This window comes from Pandoraea faecigallinarum, assembly GCF_001029105.3.
In the GTDB taxonomy this organism is placed as follows: Bacteria; Pseudomonadota; Gammaproteobacteria; order Burkholderiales; family Burkholderiaceae; genus Pandoraea; species Pandoraea faecigallinarum.
Map to the genome: position 1 here is coordinate 4,144,156 of NZ_CP011807.3, position 23,053 is coordinate 4,167,208.

Genomic DNA, 23,053 nt, shown 5'->3' on the forward strand with positions numbered 1-23,053 from the left:
CTGCGGTTCACGCCGCCGTTTGCCCCGCGACCGGCAGCGTCAATATCACGGCAAACCCCTCGCCCTCCACCCGCTCGAATGTCATCTGCCCGCCCTGGGCGTGAACGACCTCCGCGACCATCGCGAGGCCGAGACTTGCGCCTTCGCGCCCGTCGGCGCGTGGCGAGAACGGCGTTCGCACGCGTTGCCACTCCGAGGCCGGAATGCCCGGGCCATCATCGAAGAAACGCAAACGCCATTGCTCGCCCACACGCGTCACGTCGACATGGAGCCGGTGCGGTGCGCCATATGCGAGCGCATTCATCAGCACGTTCTTGATTGCCTCGCGCAGGCTCAGCGCATCGCCCACAATCATGCAGGCGTCGTCCGGCGCATGCAGCGCCACATCGATATCGCGCGTGGCATACGATAACGTCTCGCGCATCGCCGTCTGCAACAAGCCGTTCAGATCGACCGGCACCGGCGCAACGCTCTGCGCCCGGTGCTGCACCATCGCGTGATTGATCAATTGATGGATCAGGCCGCCCAGCCCCCTCGCCTGCTTCTGAATGCGGGCGATGTGCGTGCGCCGCGCGGCATCGTCCTGCGTCTGACTCAGCATTTCCACCTGCGCCGTGAGCGCCGTAACGGGCGTTCGCAACTGATGTGCGGCGTCGCCGATCACACGACGCATCAACGCGCGCGACGTCGCCAGTCGTTGCATGAAGTCGTTGATTGCGCCCACGAGCGCGAGCGTTTCGGCGGGCACCGTCACGGCAAGAGGCACGAGATCGTTCGAGTCCCGCTCGCGTATCGCCGCTTCGATCTGCTTGAGCGGGGCGAGCGCCTGACGCAATGTCCACAACGCGGCGAGCAGCGTCAGCACCGCAGTGGCAACGGTGATGAGCAGCGTGTTGTCCGCCAATGCGCGCGTGAAACGTACGCGCGCGTTCTGTGTATGCGCGAGGGCGACCACAGCCCATGGGTGTGCCGCGGTCACTGGCATGCGACGTCCCACGATGGCGATGCGGACCGGCATCTCCTGATACATGCCGTCGATCACGATGGGACCGTCCGCCAGCCTGTCCCACGGAATCGGCGGACGAAACTCCGAATCGCCCGCGACGGACCGGCCGTTCGGATCGAGCACCGTGTAGAAAATCTGGTCGCCGGGCGCAAGCGCCGAGAATGCGGCGAGCGGCACGTCCACGTTCACTTCTCCGTTCTGATACCAGGTATTCTCCGCCACCTGCAACGCGCTGCCGAGCAACCAGCGATCGTAGGCGCGGTCGACGGCCGCGCGCGTCGAAAACCAGATGCCGAGCAGCACGGCGACCACCGCGAACGCCAGCACCACACCGATGCGAACGACCAGACGCAGATAGAGGGAACGGCCCGGAACGATCATGACAGCACGAGTTGGTAGCCCAGACCACGCAACGTGCGAATCCGGAATTGCGCCGTCGCGAGTTTCTTGCGCAGACGGGCGACGTATTGCTCGATGGCGTTTGCATTCGGGGCAGGCTCGTCGCCGTAGAGGCGATCCATCAGTTCGTCCTTGCCGAAAATCCGCCCAGGACGTCCCGCGAGGATTTCCAGCAAGGTGACTTCGCGCCGTGTCAGCTCGACCGGTTGTCCGTCCACCTCCACGCCGCGACTCTTGCGGTCCAGCGTGAGATTGGCGCAGGTCAGCCGGTTCGTGGCGTCGTGACCGGTGCGACGCATCAGTGCCCGCACACGCGCTTCCAGCTCGCGGAAATCGAAAGGCTTCGTGAGGTAGTCGTCGGCCCCGAGATCGAGCGCCCGCACGCGCTCGTCGATCTCCGCGCACGCCGTGAGCATCAGCACGCGCGTGGTCAGCCCGCGCTCGCGCACACGCCGGAGCAATTCGAAACCGTCAACGTGCGGCAGCATGACGTCGAGGATCAGCAAGTCGTAATCGTCGCCGATCCGCGTCGCTGCGGCCGCGCCGTCCGTTTCGCAATCGAGCGCATGGCCGAGCCGGCGCAACTGTGTGGCAATCGCTTCGGCGACGTCGGGGGTATCTTCCACGAGCATGATGCGCATGGGTCTTCCGTCTCCTTCATTCTTCAGGCCGCCCGGCGCATGGGGGCGGCATCGCTTCTGAGCGCGATTTTCGCGGAAATCCGCGGGAGCCACCTCGGTGTTTCCCCTGAATCCCGCGCATGCGTGGGCGCCATGTCAGGTTCACTACAGCTTCGCTACTTAGTATCGGGCCAGATCATAAGACACCCGCTCAGGAGACACGCCATGCCCAACGCCCCCCACGCGGGCGCTGCCGGGACGACTTCGCCCGCAGTGCCGCCGTTGCTGGAGATCGACGGCGTCACACTGCAATACAAGACCGACGACTATCTCGTCACCGCCGCCCAGCAAGTGAGCTTCAACGTCTACCCCGGCGACCGCTTCGTGCTGCTCGGCCCATCCGGCTGCGGCAAATCGACATTGCTCAAGGCCATCGGCGGATATCTGCCGCCGGTGAGCGGCGAAATTCGTCTGAAAGGCCGCACGATCACCGAGCCCGGCCCCGACCGCATGATGGTCTTCCAGGAATTCGACCAGTTGCTGCCGTGGAAAACCGTGCGGCAGAACGTGACCTTCGCGCTTACCGCGAGCGGCCGACTGAAGGCGCGCGAAGCCGCCGAGCGCGCCGCGCACTACATCGAGAAGGTCGGCCTGGCGAAATTCATCGACAGCTACCCTCACACGCTCTCGGGCGGCATGAAGCAGCGCGTATCGATCGCGCGCGGTATGGCAATGGAGCCTGACGTGCTCCTCATGGACGAGCCGTTCGCCGCGCTCGACGCCCTCACCCGCCGCAAGATGCAGGACGAACTGCTGCGTCTGTGGGACGACACGCGCTTTACCGTGCTCTTTGTCACGCACGGCATCGACGAGGCGATTCGCATCGGCACGCGCATCCTGCTGCTCTCGCCCCATCCCGGACAGGTGAAGGCGGAACTCAACAGCATTGCGCCCGAAGCACTCGGCACGGCGCATCAGAGCGCGCTCGAAACACGCATCGACCAACTGCTGTTCACCACGCATTGAGGACGACGACCATGAACGCTATGCCTTCGCAACACACGTCGCTGTCCGGGCCGGGCCCGGCGGCCGGGATGCCCGTCGAACCGGTCTGGCGGCCGGAGTTCGTCCTCGAACCGGTACAGGCTGAGCTGTCGTCGATTCAGCGCCCGCTCTCCACGTTCGAGACGCTCTACCGTCTTGGCTGGCTGCGCAAGATCGTGATTCTGTGCGTGCTTGCCGTCATCTGGGAAATCTACGGCCGCTGGCTCGACAACGCACTGCTGTTTCCGAGTTTCACCGATACGGTTGCCGCCTTTGCGGGCGGGTTGACGAGCGGCGTGCTACTGCTGCGCGCGGCCGTCTCGCTCAAGACCCTGCTGATCGGCTACGGCATCGGCATTGTGCTCGCGGCGGTGCTCACGACGGTGGCCATCAGTTCGAAGATCGGCAACGACTTGCTGGAAACGCTGACAGCCATGTTCAATCCGCTGCCCGCCATTGCGCTGCTGCCGCTCGCGCTCATCTGGTTCGGGCTGGGCAACGGCAGCGTGATCTTCGTCCTCGTGCATTCGGTGCTGTGGGCGGTGGCGCTCAACACGCACAGCGGCTTCCGCGGCGTGTCGAAGACGCTGCGCATGGTCGGTCAGAACTATGGACTCAAGCGTTTTGCCCTTGTGCGGCACGTGCTGATTCCGGCCGCGTTTCCGAGCATTCTCACCGGCCTGAAGGTGGGCTGGGCTTTTGCATGGCGCACACTGATCGCCGCAGAACTCGTGTTCGGCGTGTCGTCCGGCTCAGGGGGTCTGGGCTGGTACATCTTCGAGAACCGCAACTCGCTGGAGACGGCCAATGTCTTCGCCGGGCTGTTTTTCGTGATTCTGATCGGGCTGGCGGTCGAAAATCTGCTGTTCGCCCGCATCGAAAAGCGCACGTTGCACCGCTGGGGCATGCAGCACTGATACCCGAACCGGACAGAGTTTCCGGCTTTGTCCGATTGATGGCCTTGATGAATAATTCCAACGACACCGGAGACAACATCACCATGAACCGACGCAACTTCGCCCGCTGGGCCAGCGCGCTCGCCCTCGCCGCCACGACGGCACTTTCCACGCCGGGCAATGCGGCACGCGCCGAAGCCAGCACGGTGCGCCTGTCGCACGGCTACGGCATCCTCTATCTGCCGCTGATGGTCATGCGCGATCAGCACCTCGTCGAGAAACACGCAAAAGCGCTGGGACTGGGCGACGTGAAGACCACCTGGACGATTCTCGACGGCGGCAACGTCATCAACGACGCCATGCTCGCCGGCAATCTCGATGTTGCTGGCACGGGGGCGCCGGGCTTCGTCACGCTGTGGTCCAAGGCGCACGGCATTCCGCGCTCGGAAGTGATCGGGCTGTCGGCACTCTCGACCGGTCCGCTCTGGCTCAACACGAACAATCCGAACATCAAGTCGCTCAAGGACTTCACGCCGAAGGACAAGATTGCGATTCCGGGCATCAAGACGTCGCTCTCCGCCGTGTTGCTGCAAATGGCGGTCGCGAAGACATTCGGCATCGAGAATTACGCCAGGCTGGATCCGCAAACGGTCAGCCTGAGCCATCCCGAGGCCGTGAGCGCACTGCTCTCGGGCAAGACCGAGATCACAGCGCACTTCACCTCGCCGCCGTTCTCATATCAGGAAGTGAAGGATCCGCGCATCAAACGCGTGCTCAATTCGACCGACGTGCTGGGCAACATCACCATCGATGTGGTCTTCGCGCCGAAGCAGTTCACCGTGCAGAATCCAAAGCTGGTGCAGGCGATTCTGGCTGCGCAGGAAGAGGCCGCGGCGTACATCGCGAAAGATCACGTCGGCGCGGCGCAAACTTTCCTGCGGGTCTCCAAAATGAATTTGCCGCAAGCCGAGATCGAACAGATGCTTGCCGACCCGGGGCTGCAATTCACGACCACGCCGAACGGTCTGATGCAGTACGTCGAATTCATGGGACGGGCAGGCACGATCAAGACGCGTCCGGCGAAGTGGAGCGAATTGTTCGTGCCGCAAATGGCTGCGCGTCAGGGAAGTTGAAGAGCACGCGGCGACGGCGCATGGCGGCGTCCCGGATGTCCGACATTGCCATGATGCTGCCGTGACGTCGCCCATCATGCGGCGATCACGGCGCCCGCATCATGGCGCTCTGGCGGGTCACGCCGGGACAGTTCCGGCAATCGTCGCGTGCAACGCGCCACGCAACGCATTGCACACCGCCACGGCCTGCGCGTTCAGTAAATCGTCGCGCGTAATGATCGCCTCGGCGGCGGCCCATGCCGGATCGTCGAGCATGACACTGCGCATCACTCCCGGCAGCACACCGGATGAGAGCGGCGGCGTCGTCCAGATGCCGTCGCGTTTGACGAAGACGCTGCTGCGCCCGCCCTCGGTCAGTTCGCCTCGATCGTTGAAGAACAGCACGTCGAATGCGCCCCGGGCTTCCGCGGCTTTCCACGCGGCGTCGTAACGGGCGCGGACCGTGGTCTTGTGACGCAGGAACAGATCGTCGGCGCGCGTCACGCTCGCGGCGTCTGCGAGCAACACCGTAACGCGATCACCGGGTAGCGGTTTGAGGACTCCGTGGGCGATCGCTGCCGTCCCGTCGTGCGACAGCGCGAGACGCACCCGGTGCATGTCGTCTTCGGGCAAAGCTGCGACAACGGCATCGAGCTGCACACGCAACGCCGCCTCGTCGAAGGTGAACCCGAAGTAACGTGCGGATGCCTGCAAACGGGCCAGATGCCGGTCGAGATGCGCAACGCCCGTCGCACGCATCGCCCGCATCGTCTCGAAGATCTGGAAGCCGGGGTCGAGTGCGCTCAGAAAGCGCGCCTTCAGGCGGCACTCTTCGCGCTCTTCGGCCGCGTTGCTGTCGAGCACGATACCGGCGCCCACGCCGAGCCGTCCGCGACGCAACCCGCTCGCGCCCGGCGCATCGAGTTCGAGTGTGCGAATCGCCACCGACAGGCAGAAGTCCCCCAATGCGGGCGCGTCGTCGCTCCGGGCGTCGAGCCAGCCGATGGCGCCGGTGTACAGCCCGCGCGGCGACGTTTCAAGCTCGCCGATCAATTGCATCGTGCGGTGCTTCGGGGCACCGGTAATCGAGCCGCACGGGAACAAGGCGCGCAGGACTTCGGCCAACGTGACGGTGTTCGGCAGCGCCGCCGTGACCGTCGAGGTCATCTGCAGGACACTGGCGAAACGCGTCACTTCGAAGAGTTGGGGCACCTTGACGGAGCCGGGCACCGCGAGACGTCCGAGATCGTTGCGCAGCAAATCGACGATCATCAGGTTCTCGGCGCGGTTTTTCCCGTCCGCCGCAAGATCGGCGCTGCGCCGGGCGTCGATGGCAGCGTCGCCGCACGCCGGCGCGGTGCCTTTCATCGGCCGCGCCTCGATCCGCCCCCGCGAATGACGCAGGAACAATTCAGGCGACAACGAAAGGATCCCGCGGCCCGGCACGTCCTTCGCGCCGGGCAGCATCACCAGCGCGCCATACGGCACCGGCTGACGCGCCCGCAACCGCCGATAGAGTGCAACGGGCGAACCGAACTCGTCGAAATTCAGACGATACGTGTAGTTGATCTGATAGCACTCGCCTTGCGAGAGCCATTCGTGAATGCGCGCGATGGCATCGTCGAAAGCCGCATCGCTCACGTCGTCGCGCAATGCGGCGACGCCCGCGACACCGGGCATGGCGACACTGGCAGGGTCAGCTGCGCGCTGTGCATGCATCGCGCCGGCCGCTTCCTGGCGTGCGAGCCATGCCTGCGTCTGTGCGGCATCGAGCCGCCGCAGATCGGAGAACAGCAGCACGCGGAACTGGCCCGGCGCACGGCGCGTCGCTACCGTATGCACGCCATTCAGACGCACACCGAATTCGTAGTCGGCCAGCAGTACGGCATGCAGGCCACGCCGTGTCGCATCTTCCACTTCGCGGAGCGCGTCGGAAAGCACACCGGGCTCGTCGCAAGTCACCTCGCGTACGAGCCCGGTATACAGACGCGCCCCGCCGGCCGGATCCGCGCTGTCGTCCAACAGCGCGAACGCGGCCAAAGGCGCTTCATTCTGCATGGAATTACTCGAAGAACTGCTTCACGCGGTCGAACCAGCCCTTCGATTGCGGGCTGTGACGCGCACCGCCTTCCTTCAGGGATGCATCGAAGTCACGCAGCATTTGCTTCTGGGCGTCGTTAAGCTTGACCGGCGTCTCCACCTGCACGTGAACGTAGAGATCGCCCGGATAGCTCGCGCGCAGCCCCTTGATGCCCTTGCCGCGCAGCCGGAACGTCTTGCCGGTCTGCGTGCCTTCCGGCACTTCGAAGGTTGCCTTGCCGTGCAGCGTCGGCGCGTCGATGTCGCCACCGAGTGCAGCCGTCGCAAACGAGATCGGCATCTGGCAATGCAGATCGTCGCCATCGCGCTCGAACACGTTGTGCGCCTTGATGTGGATTTCCACGTACAGGTCGCCCGCCGGGCCGCCATTCACGCCCGGCTCACCGTTGCCGGAGGAGCGAATGCGCATGCCGTCTTCGATACCCGCCGGAATCTTGATCTCCAGCGTCTTGGTCTTCTTGATCTTGCCCGAACCGTGGCAGTTCGTGCAGGGCTCGGGAATGTAGGTGCCGGTGCCGTGGCACTTCGGGCAGGTCTGCTGAACGCTGAAGAAACCCTGCGACATGCGCACCGAACCCGCCCCGTTACAGGTCGGACAGGTTTCGGGCTTCGTACCCGGCTTCGCACCGTTGCCGTGGCAGACTTCGCACTCGTCCCAGCTCGGCACGCGAATCTGCGTGTCGAAACCGTTCGCCGCCTGCTCCAGGGTGATCTCCATGTTGTAGCGCAAATCCGCGCCGCGATACACCTGCGGACCTCCACGGCCGCCACGAGCGCCGGGACCGCCCTGACCGAAGATGTCGCCGAAGATGTCGCCGAACGCGTCCGCGAAACCGCCGAAGCCCTGACCACCCCCGCCACCGAAGCCGCCCATGCTCGGGTCGACCCCCGCGTGACCGTACTGGTCGTACGCAGCACGCTTCTCCGGCTCGGAGAGCATCTCGTAGGCCTCTTTGACCTCCTTGAACTTGTCTTCGGCGTTCTTGCTGTCCGGATTGCGGTCCGGGTGGTACTTCATCGCCAGCTTGCGATACGCCTTCTTGATCTCGTCGTCCGAGGCGTTCTTGGCGACGCCAAGGACTTCGTAGTAATCACGTTTGGCCATAACTCTTTCCAATGTTGGCGCATGTCGCCATCAGGCAAAAAGCCGGGTCGACATTCTCCGTGCAGAGAACCTCGATACCCGGCCCACACGCGAAGCACCGGTCGGTGCCCCGCGCGCCACGCACGCTTTACTTCTTGTCGTTGACTTCCTTCACTTCGGCATCGACGACGTTGTCGTCATGCGGCTTGCCCTGCTCGGCGCCTGCGGCACCCGCAGCGCCCGCAGCACCGGCTTGTGCCTGCATGTCGGCATACATCTTCTCGCCGAGCTTCTGGCTGGCGGTACCGAGCGCTTCGACCTTGGCGTCGATTTCCGCCTTGTCCGAACCGCGCAGCGCTTCTTCCAGCGCCGTGATGGCCGATCCGATGGCTTCCTTCTCCGACGCCTCGATCTTGTCGCCGTACTCGGTCAGCGCCTTGCGCGTGCTGTGCACCAGCGCGTCGCCCTGGTTACGGGAGTCGGCCAGCTCGCGTGCCTTCTTGTCTTCCGCGGCGTTGAGCTCGGCGTCCTTCACCATTTGCTCGATTTCCGCGTCCGACAGGCCCGAGTTCGCCTTGATGACGATCTTGTTTTCCTTGCCGGTTGCCTTGTCCTTCGCGCCAACGTGCAGAATGCCGTTCGCGTCGATGTCGAAGGTCACTTCGATCTGCGGCGTGCCGCGTGCGGCCGGCGGAATGCCTTCGAGATTGAACTCGCCCAGCGACTTGTTGCCGGCGGCCATCTCGCGCTCACCCTGGTACACCTTGATCGTCACGGCCGGCTGATTGTCGTCCGCCGTCGAGAACACTTGCGAGTGCTTCGTCGGGATCGTGGTGTTCTTCGCGATCATCTTCGTCATCACGCCGCCCAGCGTCTCGATACCGAGCGAGAGCGGGGTCACGTCGAGCAGCAGCACATCCTTGCGGTCGCCCGAGAGCACCGAGCCCTGAATCGAGGCACCGGCAGCCACGGCTTCGTCCGGATTCACGTCCTTGCGCGGATCCTTGCCGAAGAATTCCTTCACCTTCTCCTGCACCTTCGGCATACGCGTCATACCGCCGACCAGAATCACGTCGTCGATATCGCTGACCTTCACGCCGGCATCCTTGATTGCGGTGCGGCACGGTTCGATCGTGCGCGTGATCAGGTCTTCGACCAGGGCTTCGAGCTTGGCGCGCGTGATCTTCAGGTTCAAGTGCTTCGGACCCGAGGCGTCGGCCGTGATGTACGGCAGGTTGATTTCGGTCTGCTGGCTCGACGACAGTTCGATCTTGGCCTTTTCGGCAGCTTCCTTCAGGCGTTGCAGCGCGAGCACGTCCTTCGACAGATCGACGCCTTGTTCCTTCTTGAACTCGCCGATGATGTAGTCGATGATGCGCTGGTCGAAGTCTTCGCCACCCAGGAACGTGTCGCCGTTGGTCGAGAGCACTTCGAACTGGTGTTCGCCATCCACATCCGCGATTTCGATGATCGAGATGTCGAACGTGCCGCCACCAAGGTCATACACCGCGATCTTGCGGTCGCCGCCTTCCTTCTTGTCCAGACCGAATGCCAGTGCGGCCGCGGTCGGCTCGTTGATGATGCGCTTGACGTCCAGACCGGCGATGCGCCCGGCGTCCTTCGTGGCCTGACGCTGGCTGTCGTTGAAATAGGCCGGCACCGTGATCACGGCTTCCGTCACCGGCTCGCCCAGGTAGTCCTCGGCGGTCTTTTTCATCTTGCGCAGCACTTCGGCGGAAATCTGCGGCGGAGCCAGCTTCTGGTCGCGCGCTTCCACCCAGGCGTCGCCGTTGTCGGCCTTGACGATCTTGTAGGGCATCAGCGAGATGTCCTTCTGCACTTCCTTTTCTTCGAAGCGACGGCCAATCAGGCGCTTGACGGCGTACAGCGTATTTTTCGGATTGGTCACGGCCTGGCGTTTGGCCGGTGCACCGACCAGAATCTCGCCATCGTCCATGTAGGCGATGATCGACGGGGTGGTGCGAGCCCCTTCCGCGTTCTCGATGATCTTGACCTGATTGCCTTCCATGACGGCCACGCACGAGTTCGTGGTGCCCAAGTCGATACCGATGATTTTGCCCATATTAATTTCTCCTAGCGTCCTTTGCGTCTTTCCGTAGGGCGTGTCGCCCGTTCAATTCATTGATCTGCACGGGATATGGGTGCAGCGCGGAACATTTCAAGACCCTTTTTGCAGCCCGGTTTTGCTCCCCGCCGCCGCGATCTTGTCGCGGGCGGCGGCCACCGCCAGCCGGAACTGGGGCAGGCCATGCCAGCCGGTCGCCCGGCCCAGCTTCTTACCTGCGTGGAAAAAGAAAAACGTCGGCACCCCATGCAGGGCGAAGCGACGTGCGAGCGCCATGTCGGCGTATACGTTGGCGTGGTACCAGCGTAGCCCCAGCGCGTCGATGGCCTCGCGTTGCGCAAGCATGGTTTTCTTGGCGACTTCGCAGTTAAAGCAATCGACGCCCCAGAAAAACACGACGGCGAGGCCGTCCCCCGCTTCACGCAATCCTTCGTCGAACGTCTGTGCGCTCAGTTCGCGCATCGAAAACGCTTCGAAGGCCGTGCCGTCCACGCCTTTCATGCCCGGAAGATCGCCTGCCATGGTGGAAAGCCCCTGAAATCTCCGATGTCCCCGCGCCCCGCTGCCTGTACTGCGCGTGCCGCCATCCCTGCGCTCGGAGCATCGAAGTCTGCCATGATGGCAAGGTATCGAGCCCCGGAACACGGACAGGGTGACGTCGGGACGACCTGGCGGCTTACTTGCCCGCAGCCACGGTCACGAGTGCCGGACGCAACACGCGGTCGGCAATCAGATACCCCTTTTGCAGCACGGCCACGACGGTATTCGGCTCCTGATCGGCCGGCACCATCGAAATGGCCTGATGCTGATGCGGGTCGAACTTCGCGCCGGCGGGGTCGATGACCGACACCTTGCTGCGCTCGAGCGCCGACACCAGTTGGCGAAGCGTCAGTGCGACGCCTTCTTGCAGCTTGGCCACGTCGCCGCTCTTGTCGGCAGCGGCGGCTTCCAGGCTGTCGATGACCGGCAGAAGGTTCTCGGCAAAGCTCTCGACGGCGAATTTACGGGCCTTGGCCACTTCCTCTTCCGCACGGCGGCGGACGTTTTCCATTTCGGCGCGGGCCCGCAGGGCGTCGTCGCGCAGGGCAGCCGCTTCGGCCTGAGCCGCCTGAAGCTGCGCCTCGACCGAGGGCAGCGCGTCGTTCGCGAGCGCAGCGTCGGTCGGGGCCGCTTCGGCCTGGGACGGAATCGGCTGATCGGGAGTGTTTTGCTGTTCAGTCATGAGCTTGAGTCGTCAAAAGGTTCTTGCAGCGCACCACAACGATGCGCCGCCTGTTCAAATCCCTTTGGATAGTCGGGGCGTTCACACCGATTTCAAGAGCTGGCGGGCATTCTGTGCGCCATACCGGTGCGCGCCGCGTGCCGGTAAATATCCGGTTACACGCGTTACGAGTCCTCTATTGTATCGGCCGTTGCTGCGACCTAACATGAATTACGGTCCGGACGTTGGAAGTGCCCGGTTTGCTGGCTTCCTCCCCGGGCCCGGCCGCTCACCGGGCATCCCCCGTCCGGTGAAGTGTTCTCAAGGAGCGCATCATGAAGCTGCCACTGGCTGTTGTCTTCATCCTCGCGTTGGTGACTACGGTAACGATTACGATCTGCTTGTCCGGCGCGGTAACCCGGCGCGACACCGAATACGGTGGCGTGCGGGCTGTGCTGCATCAATTTGTGGAAGTGCCGGGCATGCCGGGGCATTCGTCGAGTTCGACTGCCGGAATCCCTACGCGCTGATCGCCCCCGGGGTGCATGATCCTTTGCGGTTGTGCGCGGTGCCGTTCCCCGAGCTGATTTCCGCTCCCTCCCCGTCCGCCGCTGTGCGCTTCGCCAGCGGCGGCGTCCATTTCGGCGCCGGAAGGCGTTCGCCGGCTCCCCTGTGCTTCGCGGGGGCCGCTTGCCGCGCTACTCGCCAACCCCGCCGAGGCGGCGGCGGTCCCGTTTCGTGGGGCGTCCATGCATCTGCGCCGCGGGCTCCTGATACAGACGTCGGCGCTCGTTCTCGTCGGCGCGCGCCCGAATACTGGCTTCGGTCTCTTCGTACAGCGACTGCGCGACCGGGGCCGAGCCGCGCACTTCGGCAATGGCTTTCACACGAACTTCCCAGCGCGTGCTGCCGTTATCCACCGACACCAGATCGCCCGGGCGCACGTCGCGCGCCGGCTTGACGCGTGTCTCGTTGCAAAGCACACGGCCACGGTCGACCGCTTGCGTGGCGAGCGAGCGCGTCTTGAAAAAGCGAGCCGCCCACAGCCATTTGTCGATACGCGTAGCGGCCTGCGGGGAGTCGTCTACCTTGACCGTCACGTCCGGGCTCCCGGTTCGGCCTGGCTTTGCAGCGGCTCCCGCACTGCCGCAGCCGCGGCGGCAGCCGCACTCGCTTCCTCGAACGCCGCGACTGCCGCCACCTGCCGCTGACGGGTCGACGCCACCGCCGCCGCCGAGGCCTGGGCCTCGCCCTGCGGCGACAGCACCGGCCAGCCTTGCAGATGCCGCGCCGCGATTTCGCCAAGCGCCGTGATCCATGCGCTCGCGCCGTTCAGGCAGGGAATGAAGTGGAACGCCTTGCCGCCGGCGCTCAGATACGCGTGGCGGCCTTCCATGTTGATTTCCTCAAGCGTTTCGAGGCAGTCGGACGTAAAGCCAGGACAGAAGACGTCCACACGCGGCGTGCCGCCACGGCCCAATTCTTCGAGCGTCGGTGCGGTGTACGGTTGAAGCCACTCCGCCTTGCCGAAGCGCGACTGGAACGTGAGGCGGCAGGTCGTCTCGTCGAGGCCGAGCGACGCCGCGAGCAGACGCGCCGTTCTCACGCACTGGTCATGGTACGGATCCCCGAGATCGAGCGTGCGGCGCGGCACCCCGTGGAAACTCAGCAACAGGCGCTCGCCCGCCGCAAAGTCGGGCCGGCCGTGCTGCTGCCAGTAGCCTTCGACCTGCTGACGCAGCGCCTCGATGTACGCGGGATGATCGTGATAGTCACGTACCGTGCGCACGTCCGGTTGGTTGCGCAAACGGCCAAGCACGCGGAATACCGCATCGCTGGCGGTGGCGGTCGTGCTGCTCGAATACTGCGGATAGAGCGGCAGCAGGAGAATTCGCTCAACGCCATTCTGACGCAGCGCGCGAATTCGTTCGGGAATCGACGGATTGCCGTAACGCATCGCGTAGTCGACGACCACGTCGTAGTCGTTTGCGTGCAGCAACGCGCGCAGGGCGTTCGTCTGGTGCTCCGTGTTCACCTTGAGCGGCGAGCCGTCGCGAGTCCAGACCGTCGCGTACTTCTGCGCGGATGCGCGCGAGCGCAGCGGCAGGATGACCAGCCGCAACAGCGGTTGCCAGACCAGCCGCGGAATTTCCACGACGCGCGGGTCCGACAGGAACTCGCGCAAATATCGGCGCACGGCCGCGGGACGCGGCTCATCGGGCGTGCCAAGGTTGATCAGCAGGACGGCGGTCTTGCCGGACTGGCCATGCGAAATAGGTTCGGGATCGAAGCGCATGGAGCGTACTTTACCGCAAACGGAGGGGGGAAACAGGCAGGGCCTCGTGCCGGTCGTCACCCCAGGACAGGTGCTGCACCGGCCCTGCGGCGGGCGACGCAGCACAACGAAGCGCACGACGCTCAGCCGTGCCTACGTTCGTCCTCGCGGGCAGGCCGATGCTCGGCGCCCGGACGCGCGCCTTCCGGCTTGCTCTCGCGCTGTGCCGGCTGCGGGCGCTCCTGCGGTTGCGGATGCGCGCGCTCCTGAGGCTGCGGATGCGGCTGGGGCCGCTCGGGCTGTGGCTGCGGCCTGGGCGCCGGTTGCGCTCGCTCGACCTGCGGCGGCGGGCGCTGCGGCTGCGCTTCAGGACGCGGCTGGACTCGCTCCGCCTGCGGTGACGGGTGCTGCTGCATTGGCTGAGAAGAGAACGCCGGCTGCGATTGCGCGCGCGGTTGCGACTGCCATTGCTGCGGGCGGCGTGCCGGCTCCACGGCGTCGGGCTGGGCCTGTTGCGGTGTTGGGCGACTTTGCGGCGTCTCGCGCTGCGCGGCTGGCGTCTGCGGAGATTGCAAAGATTGCGGAGGCTGAGGGGGCTGCCCCGACTGACGGCGCATCTGCATCTCGCGTTGCGCAGCCTCGTGTCCCGGTTGCGGGACTGCCTGTGGTGTCTCGGTACGTGCTGCCGGTTGGCCGGTCACGCTTTGGCCTGTCATGCCGGTCATGCCGGGCGGACGCGGCACTCCCGGTACTCCGGGCCGGGCCGGCACACCCGGCACACCCGGCACTCCCGGCACACCCGGCACACCCGGCGCGCCGTGCATCGGCGCAATGGCGCCGGTGGCGGGCAGCCCGCCGCGGGCCGGCGCTGCGCCGATTGGCTCGCCTCCCGCCCCATGCGTGCCGATAACCGTCACACGCGGGGCGACGCGTCCCGGTGCCTGCACGTCGCGGTCATTCGTCCGAAGATTGCGGACCTGCTGAGCGTTCTGCCCGAACACCAACGGGGCACCGCCGGCGTTCGGCACGGCATGAAGGTTGCTCGTCAACTCCCGCGACGGCGCGCTGCGCGCCGCTGGCGTGCGCGTCGCGAGGACCTGCCGGTCGAATACGCCCGCCGGCGGTGCGCCCGCTGCCGGACGGCTGGTCCCCACCACGCTCTGCCGCACCGGTGCGACGCCCGGTGTATTTCCGACCCGCCACGTCTGCCCTGCTCGCGGCGCAGCCAATGCCGTCGGCGCACCGACCGGACGTCCCTGCACGAACGCCTGCGCGGGCATCGTCGACACCGCGCCACGCACGTTCCGATTCACGTAGACGTTGTTTACGTGCACGTTATTGGTGATATTCGTGGTGCGCACGATCGTCGAACGATTGATGTTCGTGATGTACGACGAACTCGCGCGATACGCGGGACGATACGGATCGTGCGGTCCCAGCGCGAACCAGGCGAGGCCCACGCCGCCGGTGGCGAACGTCACGCCCCACGCGTTCGCGCCGCTATTGCCGCCGACCCAGCCGACCAGCGCCGGCGCGTACACGGGGCGCACCGCGACCGGCCCCGGCACCCAGCACCAGCGCGCATCCACATAGGCCCAACGTCCGTAGTGGTACAGTGCGAAGCCCCACGGGGCGTCGTCCACCCACGTCCAGCCCCACGGGTCGACCCAGACCCAATGGCCGGTACGGTAAGGCGCCCAGCCCGACGGCACATCCGATGGGACCCAAACCGCGCCGTAGGCCGGCGTTTCCTGCCAGGACCCATAGTCGTCCAGACTCTCGAAACCGGTCATGTCTCGCGAAACGTAACGCGCGGAGACGGAGGCGTCTTCACGCGCGTCACGCTCGCGCATCCACTGATCGAAAGCGTCGGCCACGAGCGGCCCGCTCGCCTGCTGGACGAGGTTCTGGCCGGCGAACGCCACACGCTGCCCTTGTTGCAGCGGCATCGACGCCCCCTGCCCGTAGGCCGTGCCCGCGCCTCGCGACACGGTGAGCGTCGTCACGCCGTTCGGATCGACGTCGACGCGATACTCGCCGGCCTGCGCCGGCACGAACGCCAGGTTCGGCGTGTCGATCTCGTAGGGCTGGTTCGGATCGAAACTGCGCAGGCGCAGGCCACGGTGCCCTGCGTTACGTTCAGTTGCACATTCTGGTCGGTGAGCGCCGAGAGCGTGAGGCTGGTCGATGCGCCCATGCGCACCGCGGTGCCGCCCACGTGCATCTCGGCACGGCTGTTGCGCTCGACCCAGACGGCGTCGCCGGTGGTGAGCGGCCGGTTCCGGTTGGCGTAGCGCCAGTCGCCGGTGCCGGCCGGGGCGTAGGTCACCGTGCCGTCGAACTCGCTCAGACGTGCCACGCGCCCCGGCGGATCGGCGCTTTGCGCCTGCGCCTGCGCCTGTGCCAGCGCAAGCGGGCCCGCACCGAGAACGCTCAATGCCAGCGCGGCACCGAGGGCGCGGACCAGCGTCCGCCAGGAAAGCAGGGGATTCATAAACACTCCGGGCCCATTCGGCGGGCACGCCGTGCGTGGCGTCGCGCGCCACCTTGTTGTTCTGTCCGAATCCTCGGGCGAGCGTCTGACGCAACACGACGAGGCGCCGACCGCGAGGGACGCTTCGAGCGTAGGCCCACTGCGTGTGACAGCGTGTAAAGGAATGCTACGGGGTTGTAACTCAGTGATGACTGAGCGCGTTGGAGAGCAACTTGGCCGTGATGTCGACGATGGGGATCACGCGCTCGTATGCCATGCGCGTCGGGCCGATCACGCCGAGCGTGCCCACGATCTGCCCGTCGACCTCGTACGGGGCCGTGACGACCGTCATCTCTTCGATGGGCACGAGGTTCGACTCGCCGCCGATGAAGATCTGCACGCCGGAAGCGCGGCTCGACACGTCGAGCAACTGCAACAGGCCGGTCTTGGACTCGAACACGTCGAACAGCTTGCGCAGCCGTTCCATGTTCGACGACAGGTCCTCCACGCCCAGCAGGTTGCGCTCGCCCGAGATCAGCACGCTCTCGCGCGTGGTGTCGGCCATCGCGTCGCTGCCGGCCTGTACGGCGGCCTGCATCAGGGCGCTCATGTCCGAGCGCAGCGCGTCGAGTTCACCGCGCAAGTAAGTGCGCACGTCGTCGAAGCTATGACCGCCGAAGTTCGCGTTCAGGTAGTTCGCCGCCTCGACAAGTTGCGCCGGAGAATAATCTTTCTCCGTCAGAATGATACGGTTCTGCACGTCGCCGTCGGGAGTCACGATGATGAGCAGAACGCGCTTGTCGGACAAACGCAGGAATTCGATATGGCGGAAGGTCTGGCTGCGACGCGGCGTGAGCACCACGCCCGCGAACTGCGACAGATGCGAAAGCACCTGAGCGGCGGACGCGACCAGTTGCTGCGGGCCCGCCGGTTGCAGACTTGTCTGCACCTGCGACGCCAGTTGGTGCACGGCCTCTTCGAGCGGGCGAACCGAGAGCATGGTGTCGACGAACAGCCGGTAGGCGCGCGGCGTCGGCACCCGGCCCGCGGACGTATGGGGACTGGAGACGAACCCCAGCGCTTCGAGGTCGGCCATCACATTGCGAATGGTCGCCGGCGACAGGTCGAGTCCCGAATACCGCGAAAGCGTGCGCGAACCGACCGGCTGGCCATCGGCGATGTACCGTTCGATCAGGGTTTTGAGGAGCGTTTGCGCACGTTGATCTAGCATGGCAAAAATTGTAACGCGAAATGTAGGTACGCGGCGTACGGCAAACCCCGACACGAGAACCGTTGCAGCCCGTGCGTGCCGATGGTTGCTGTCATCGAGTTATGGTGTAATGGCGGCATGAAAACTGGGAGCCCCTTCAAGACCGTGGCGCTCGTCGGAAAGTACCATGCCGACGGCGTCGCCGAACCATTGCTCACGCTCGCGGCATGCATTGTCCAGCGTGGGCATCATGTCGTCTTCGAGCGCGATACCGCGCACAACATCGGTGCCGGCGCCGATCCGTACGGCACGCTCGACATTCAGGAGATCGCCAGGCAGGCCGATGTCGCCGTCGTGGTCGGCGGCGACGGCACGATGCTCGGCGTCGGGCGTCAGCTGGCCGCCTCGAAGGTCCCGCTCATCGGGGTGAACCACGGGCGCGTGGGCTTCATCACCGATATTCCGCTCGACGAAATGCGTCAGGTCGTGCCGGCCATGCTCGAAGGTCACTTCGAAGCGGAGCAGCGCACGCTCCTGTCCGCACGTATCGAGCGCGACGGCCAGGTGCTCTTCGAAACCCTCGCGTTCAACGACGTCGTCGTGAACCGCTCGGGGATTTCGGGGATGGTCGAGTTGCGCGTCGACGTCGACGGCCGCTTCATGTACAAGCAACGCTCGGACGGCCTGATCGTCGCCACGCCCACGGGCTCCACGGCGTACGCCCTTTCGGCCACCGGCCCGATCCTGCATCCGCGTCTGGGCGGCGTGGTGCTCGTGCCGATCGCCCCGCACGCGCTGTCGAACCGTCCGATCGTGTTGCCGGATTCGAGCGACATCGTCATCACGATCACGGGCGGACGCGAAGTCGGCGCCAACTTCGATATGCAATCGTTTGCCGAACTGCGCCAGGGCGACAGGATTCTGGTGGGCCGCTCCGAACATCAGGTGACGTTCCTGCACCCGGTCGGCTACAACTATTACGCCACGCTGCGCCGCAAATTGCACTGGAACGAGCATATCTCCGACGAAGATATGCCGCAGAACTGACCTCACGCCTCACCCGACATCCCATGCTACGCAGTCTCTCGATTCGCGATTTCGTGATCGTCGATCGTCTCGATCTGGAATTCTCCGCCGGCTTCACCGTGTTTTCGGGGGAGACCGGCGCAGGCAAATCGATCCTGATCGATGCGCTGGCGCTCGCGATGGGCGAGCGCGGCGACGCCAGCATGGTGCGCAATGGGAAGCCGCGCGCCGACATTACTGCCGAGTTCGCCGCGGACGCCCAGGCACGCCCCGACCTCGAAGCCTGGCTGCAAGCCCAGGCCCTCACCCTCGAAGAGCACGGTGGCGTATTGCTGCGCCGTGTGCTCGACGCCGGTGGACGTTCACGCGCCTTCATCAACGGCACGCCCGCCACGCTCGCGCAATTGCGCGAACTTGGCGAAATGCTCGTCGACATTCATGGTCAGCACGCGCATCAGCAGTTGTTGCGCCCCGACGCACAGCGCCGTTTGCTCGACTCGCACGCTGGCGCGACCACGCTCGCCGCAGAGGCGAACGCAGCCCATAAGGAATGGCGACGCCTCGTGAAGCGGTGCGAGCAAGCGCACGGGCGCGACCGCGAACTGCAACTCGAGCGCGAGCGCCTCGAATGGCAGACGTCCGAGCTCGACAAGCTCAGCCCGCAGGAAGGCGAATGGGACGACGTGAGCGCCGAGCATCGTCGGCTCTCGCACGCGGCCAGCCTCATCAATGGCGTGCAAGGCGCGCTCGATGTGCTCGCCGAAGCGGATGGCGCGCTCGTGCCTTCGCTCGGCCATGTCGTGCACCAGCTTCGCGAACTCGCCGAGATCGACGCCGGACTGGCGGACACGCTCGCCGCACTCGAACCCGCCGAGATTCAGCTTCGCGAAGCCGTTCACTCGCTCACGCATTACGCGCAACGTGTCGAACTCGATCCGGAACGTCTGGCCGTGGTCGAGCAACGCCTCGACGCGCTGCATTCGGCCGCACGCAAGTTCCGCGTCACGCCCGAGCAGTTGCCTGCGCAATGGGCGGAGCGCCGTGCACAGTTGGAAGAATTGACAGCGTCGGCCGACACCGCGGCCATGCAAGCGGCGGCGGACGCGGCGCATGCCGCATATCTGAAACTCGCGAAGGACCTCTCGAAGGCGCGGGCCAAGGCGGCGGCGTCGCTTGCGCGCGAAGTCACTCGCGCCATGCAGGACCTCTCGATGCCCGGCGGGCGCTTCGAAGTCGCGCTCACGCCAACGCCCGAGCCGCAGTCGTTCGGTCTGGAGACGGTCGAATTCCTCGTCGCGGGGCACCCCGGCGTGCCGACGCGACCGCTCGCCAAGGTGGCCTCCGGTGGCGAACTCGCGCGTATCAGCCTCGCCTTGCAAGTGATTGCCAGCAGCGCAAGTCTTACGCCAACGCTGATTTTCGACGAAGTGGACTCCGGCATCGGCGGCGCCGTCGCCGAAGTGGTGGGCCGTCTGCTGCGCGAGTTGGGGCAGGGACGGCAGGTGCTCTGCGTGACGCACCTGCCGCAGGTCGCCGCCCTGGGCCATCAGCACCTGCGTGTGAGCAAGCGCAGCGATGGCGACACGACGATGAGCGAGATCGAACCACTCGGGCGCACCGAGCGTGTCGAAGAGATTGCACGCATGCTCGGCGGCGTGGAGATCACGCCCACGACGCGAAAGCACGCGCGGGAGATGCTGGCGCTCTAGGTAAGTCAGACCGGTCCGGCGTTTGCAAACACCGAATCCCAGAGTGCCATCACGGCATCGCGTTCCGCCTCGATATCGGCAGACGGCACCCGCGCCGTCTCCACACCGTCGAGCCGCAACTTGTGCTGACGCTTGCGATAAGTCCGATAGGCCGCGCCCGCCGCGTCCGCGAGCCTGGCGTCGATCAACCCCAGTTGTGCCGCTTCGCGCAGCAACGCGATGTTCCCCGCGTTTCGCAGCAAGGCCGGGTGCGCCCCGGAATGCAGCAGCACCAGATACTGCACGGTGAATTCGATGTCCACCATGCCGCCCCGGTCGTGCTTGAGATCGAACAGCTTCGACGGGTTCGGATGTCCTTCGAGCACCTTGCGGCGCATCGCCACGATTTCCTGGGCAAGCGGCAGCGCCTCGCGCGGCGTGGCCAGCACCTGCGCGCGAATGCGCTCGAACGTCGCGCCGATGGTTTCGTCCCCGGCGCAGAACCGTGCCCGCGTGAGGGCCTGATGCTCCCAGACCCATGCCGTGTTGGCATTGCCTTCGCGGAACTGGTACTGACGGAAGCTCTCGATGTTGGTCACCAGCAGACCGGACAGGCCGTTGGGACGCAGCCGCAGGTCCACGTCGAACAGCATGCCCGCGCCGGTATGGGTCGTAAGCCACGTCACGAAGCGGCGGGCAAGTGCGGCGTAGGCGTCCGGCGCACGGTCGTCGTCATCGTCGTACAGGAAGATGAGATCGAGATCGGACGCGTAGCCCAACTCCTTGCCGCCGAGCTTGCCGTACGCAATGACGGAGAAGCGCGGCACTTCGCGGTGGCGCGTTGCCACGTGCGGCCAGACGGTCGAGATTGTGACGTCGACGATGATGTCGGCCAGTTCCGAGAGCCGGTCGCCGATGGCCTCGACCGACAACGTGCCCTGCAGGTCGAGCAGCAGAATACGGAACACTTCGGCATGATGCGCACGCCGCAGAATGTCCATCTGCACTTCGACATTGCCCGCCGCGCCTGCGGCATTCAGGCTGAGCAGCAATTGCGTCTTGAACGACGGCCAGTCGAAGGGCGCCGCGAGCGCCTCGTCGTCGAGCAGTTCGTCAAGCAGTTGCGGATGACTGATCAGATAGCCCGCGGCCCAGCGTGAGCCGGCCAGCACCTTGACCACGCGTTCCAGCGCCCGCGGATACTCGGTAAGCAGCGCCAGATACGAACTGCGACGGCTGATGGTCGAGAGCAGATCGAGCATGCGCGCGAGTACGGCATCCGCCTCGCCCGTGCCCGCCGCGCCTTCGACGGCGCGCTGCACCAGTTGGTCGAAGCGCCGCCGGCTCATCTCGCCGAGCGCCTGGTAGCGCGACGATGTCCAGACGGCGCGCAGGCGATCGAGCGCCCCTTCGGCATCGGTGAAGCCAAGACGCGTGAGCTGGTTGCCCAGATCGCCCGTCTGCGCCTCGTCGGCCAGACATTCGCTCCACAGTTCCGGTGGACATTCGCATTCGCCCGTGCCCGGAGCGCCCTTTTGCCCGCCCCCGTTGGCCTTGTCCGCGAAAATCTCGTCGAACTGTCCGGCCACGAATTCGCGATGCTCGTCGAGCACGGTCATGAACGAGGCTTCGTCCGGGAAGCCCATGGCCCGCGCCACCGCGAGCCGGTCGTCGCCCGGGGCGGGGAGGATGTGCGTTTGGGCGTCGTCCAGATACTGAATCCGGTGTTCGAGCTTGCGCAGGAAGACATACGCGTTCGCGAGCGCCTCCGCCACGCTTTGCGCCAGCCAGCCGCGCCGGGCGGCCACGCCGAGCACGGCAAGTGTCGGGCGCACCCGCAGTTCCGGCTCCTGCCCGCCGCGAATCAGTTGAAACACCTGCGCCGAAAACTCCACTTCACGAATACCGCCGCGTCCGAGCTTGATGTCGTTGATGCGGGCGGGTTTGGCCCGCGCGCGACGCTCCGCCTCATGACGAATCTGCTCGTGCAGGGCGCGAATCGCGCCGATGACCCCGTAATCCAGATAACGACGGAAGACGAAAGGCTGCACCAGCGATGTCAGCAACCGCTCGATGCGCCGGCCCGGCTCGCTTGCCACTTCGGACACCAGACGCCCCTTGATCCAGGCGTAGCGCTCCCACTCGCGGCCCTGCACGTAGAAATACTCTTCGAGCATGGGCAGGCTGCACACGAGCGGGCCCGAGTCGCCATTGGGACGCAGGCGCATGTCGACCCGGAACACATAGCCGTCCGGGGTAAGTTCGGAAATCAGGCCGATCAGCTTGCGGCCGAGCTTGGTGAAGAACTCGTGGTTGGAGAGCAGGCGCAAACGGCCGGCCGCGGCGGGGTCGGCATCGTCGGGCGCGGTGGTGTCGCCATCGTCTTCGTACAGGAAGATCAGGTCGATGTCGGACGAAACGTTCAGCTCGCGCCCGCCTAACTTGCCCATGCCGACCACGCCAAGCGTCTGGCGCTCGCCCTCCGCATTGCGCGGCACGCCGTGAATCGCTTCGAGTTCGCGCGAGAGCACCGAAATGCCCGCCTGCACGGCAAACTCGGCGAGCGCCGTCATGGCCTCGGTCACTTCGGACAACTCGGCGCGACCGTCCAGATCGCGCTGCATGACGGCGCACAGCGCCTCGACGCGCAGCACGCGAAGCGCGCGCGCCAGACCCGCCTCGTCGAGGCCAACCACACCCGAAGGTTGCTCGGGCGGCGAGAGTCGCGTGCCGGTGATGGCTTCGAAACGGTGAGCGAGCCAGCGGGCGTCGACGGGGTGCTCCGTCAATGTGGGCAAGGTCCCGGCCAGCGCCGGGCGGCTCGCGAGCATAC

18 protein-coding genes and 1 pseudogene are annotated in these 23,053 nt (G+C 65.5%); 6 read left to right on the forward strand and 13 right to left on the reverse strand.

Translation table 11 applies throughout. From position 1 onward, the window contains the following. Window positions 1-7 precede the first annotated feature (7 nt). Together AB870_RS18160 and AB870_RS18165 are read right to left on the reverse strand one after the other, a co-directional pair. Window positions 8-1,387 (reverse strand): sensor histidine kinase, encoded by a 1,380-nt coding sequence (locus AB870_RS18160; protein ID WP_047905781.1) that lies wholly within the window; start codon window positions 1,385-1,387, stop codon window positions 8-10. Then, on the reverse strand, window positions 1,384-2,046 hold the full coding sequence (locus AB870_RS18165) for a response regulator transcription factor (RefSeq protein WP_047905782.1): 663 nt from the start codon (window positions 2,044-2,046) through the stop codon (window positions 1,384-1,386). Before AB870_RS18165 ends, AB870_RS18160 begins: the two co-directional genes overlap by 4 nt. A gap of 204 nt (window positions 2,047-2,250) precedes the next feature. Here AB870_RS18165 and AB870_RS18170 point away from each other — a divergent pair, with 204 nt between their 5' ends. The 3 genes from AB870_RS18170 to AB870_RS18180 all read left to right on the forward strand — a co-directional run bounded on the left by AB870_RS18170 (window position 2,251) and on the right by AB870_RS18180 (window position 5,098). Next, window positions 2,251-3,051: an ABC transporter ATP-binding protein gene (locus AB870_RS18170; RefSeq protein ID WP_047905783.1), complete on the forward strand. Its 801-nt coding sequence runs from the start codon at window positions 2,251-2,253 to the stop codon at window positions 3,049-3,051. A gap of 68 nt (window positions 3,052-3,119) precedes the next feature. After that, complete coding sequence (locus AB870_RS18175; RefSeq protein ID WP_047908388.1) at window positions 3,120-3,986, forward strand: ABC transporter permease; 867 nt, start codon at window positions 3,120-3,122, stop codon at window positions 3,984-3,986. A gap of 83 nt (window positions 3,987-4,069) precedes the next feature. Continuing rightward, window positions 4,070-5,098, forward strand: coding sequence for an ABC transporter substrate-binding protein (locus AB870_RS18180; RefSeq protein WP_047908389.1), 1,029 nt, complete (start codon window positions 4,070-4,072; stop codon window positions 5,096-5,098). A gap of 117 nt (window positions 5,099-5,215) precedes the next feature. Here AB870_RS18180 and AB870_RS18185 read toward each other — a convergent pair whose 3' ends face one another. The 5 genes from AB870_RS18185 to grpE all read right to left on the reverse strand — a co-directional run bounded on the left by AB870_RS18185 (window position 5,216) and on the right by grpE (window position 11,569). Beyond that, the gene (locus AB870_RS18185) at window positions 5,216-7,135 is read right to left on the reverse strand and encodes a chorismate-binding protein (protein ID WP_047905784.1); all 1,920 of its coding nucleotides are present in this window, start codon (window positions 7,133-7,135) and stop codon (window positions 5,216-5,218) included. Between the two features lie 4 nt (window positions 7,136-7,139). Next, window positions 7,140-8,282, reverse strand: coding sequence for a molecular chaperone DnaJ (gene dnaJ / locus AB870_RS18190; protein WP_047905785.1), 1,143 nt, complete (start codon window positions 8,280-8,282; stop codon window positions 7,140-7,142). A gap of 127 nt (window positions 8,283-8,409) precedes the next feature. Next, window positions 8,410-10,344 carry a molecular chaperone DnaK gene (gene dnaK / locus AB870_RS18195; protein ID WP_047905786.1) on the reverse strand — a complete coding sequence of 645 codons (1,935 nt, stop codon included), beginning with the start codon at window positions 10,342-10,344 and terminating at the stop codon, window positions 8,410-8,412. 96 nt (window positions 10,345-10,440) lie between these two features. After that, entirely contained in the window at window positions 10,441-10,869 is a 429-nt protein-coding gene (locus AB870_RS18200) for a thioredoxin family protein (protein WP_047905787.1), read from the reverse strand. Window positions 10,870-11,023: 154 nt separating this feature from the next. Beyond that, complete coding sequence (gene grpE / locus AB870_RS18205; protein WP_047905788.1) at window positions 11,024-11,569, reverse strand: nucleotide exchange factor GrpE; 546 nt, start codon at window positions 11,567-11,569, stop codon at window positions 11,024-11,026. Between the two features lie 314 nt (window positions 11,570-11,883). Between grpE and AB870_RS18210 the strand changes: the two genes are divergently transcribed. Further along, window positions 11,884-12,078, forward strand: coding sequence for a hypothetical protein (locus tag AB870_RS18210; RefSeq protein ID WP_053059429.1), 195 nt, complete (start codon window positions 11,884-11,886; stop codon window positions 12,076-12,078). A gap of 168 nt (window positions 12,079-12,246) precedes the next feature. Here the strand turns inward: AB870_RS18210 and AB870_RS18215 are convergent, their stop codons facing one another. From AB870_RS18215 to hrcA, 5 genes and pseudogenes are all read right to left on the reverse strand, one after another. Next, a complete protein-coding gene (locus AB870_RS18215) occupies window positions 12,247-12,648 on the reverse strand; it encodes an RNA-binding S4 domain-containing protein (RefSeq protein WP_047905790.1) in 402 nt (133 codons plus the stop codon). A 146-nt stretch (window positions 12,649-12,794) separates the two neighbouring features. Beyond that, window positions 12,795-13,844: pseudogene (gene hemH / locus AB870_RS18220) on the reverse strand (ferrochelatase); the annotation flags it as partial. Between the two features lie 122 nt (window positions 13,845-13,966). Beyond that, window positions 13,967-15,877 (reverse strand): DUF6600 domain-containing protein, encoded by a 1,911-nt coding sequence (locus tag AB870_RS18225; protein ID WP_053059430.1) that lies wholly within the window; start codon window positions 15,875-15,877, stop codon window positions 13,967-13,969. Next, a complete protein-coding gene (locus AB870_RS18230; RefSeq protein WP_053059431.1) occupies window positions 15,826-16,317 on the reverse strand; it encodes a FecR family protein in 492 nt (163 codons plus the stop codon). The genes AB870_RS18225 and AB870_RS18230 overlap by 52 nt, the downstream gene beginning before the upstream one ends. Before the next feature lie 181 nt (window positions 16,318-16,498). Beyond that, entirely contained in the window at window positions 16,499-17,527 is a 1,029-nt protein-coding gene (gene hrcA / locus AB870_RS18235) for a heat-inducible transcriptional repressor HrcA (protein WP_047905791.1), read from the reverse strand. 117 nt (window positions 17,528-17,644) lie between these two features. Here hrcA and AB870_RS18240 point away from each other — a divergent pair, with 117 nt between their 5' ends. After that, window positions 17,645-18,553, forward strand: a complete 909-nt coding sequence (locus AB870_RS18240; protein ID WP_047905792.1) for an NAD kinase — start codon at window positions 17,645-17,647, stop codon at window positions 18,551-18,553. Window positions 18,554-18,576: 23 nt separating this feature from the next. Further along, window positions 18,577-20,241, forward strand: coding sequence for a DNA repair protein RecN (recN, locus tag AB870_RS18245; protein ID WP_047905793.1), 1,665 nt, complete (start codon window positions 18,577-18,579; stop codon window positions 20,239-20,241). A gap of 5 nt (window positions 20,242-20,246) precedes the next feature. On the opposite strand, the gene glnE is transcribed toward recN, so the two are convergent. Further along, entirely contained in the window at window positions 20,247-23,051 is a 2,805-nt protein-coding gene (glnE, locus tag AB870_RS18250) for a bifunctional [glutamate--ammonia ligase]-adenylyl-L-tyrosine phosphorylase/[glutamate--ammonia-ligase] adenylyltransferase (protein ID WP_047908391.1), read from the reverse strand. Between the last annotated feature and the right edge of the window lie 2 nt (window positions 23,052-23,053).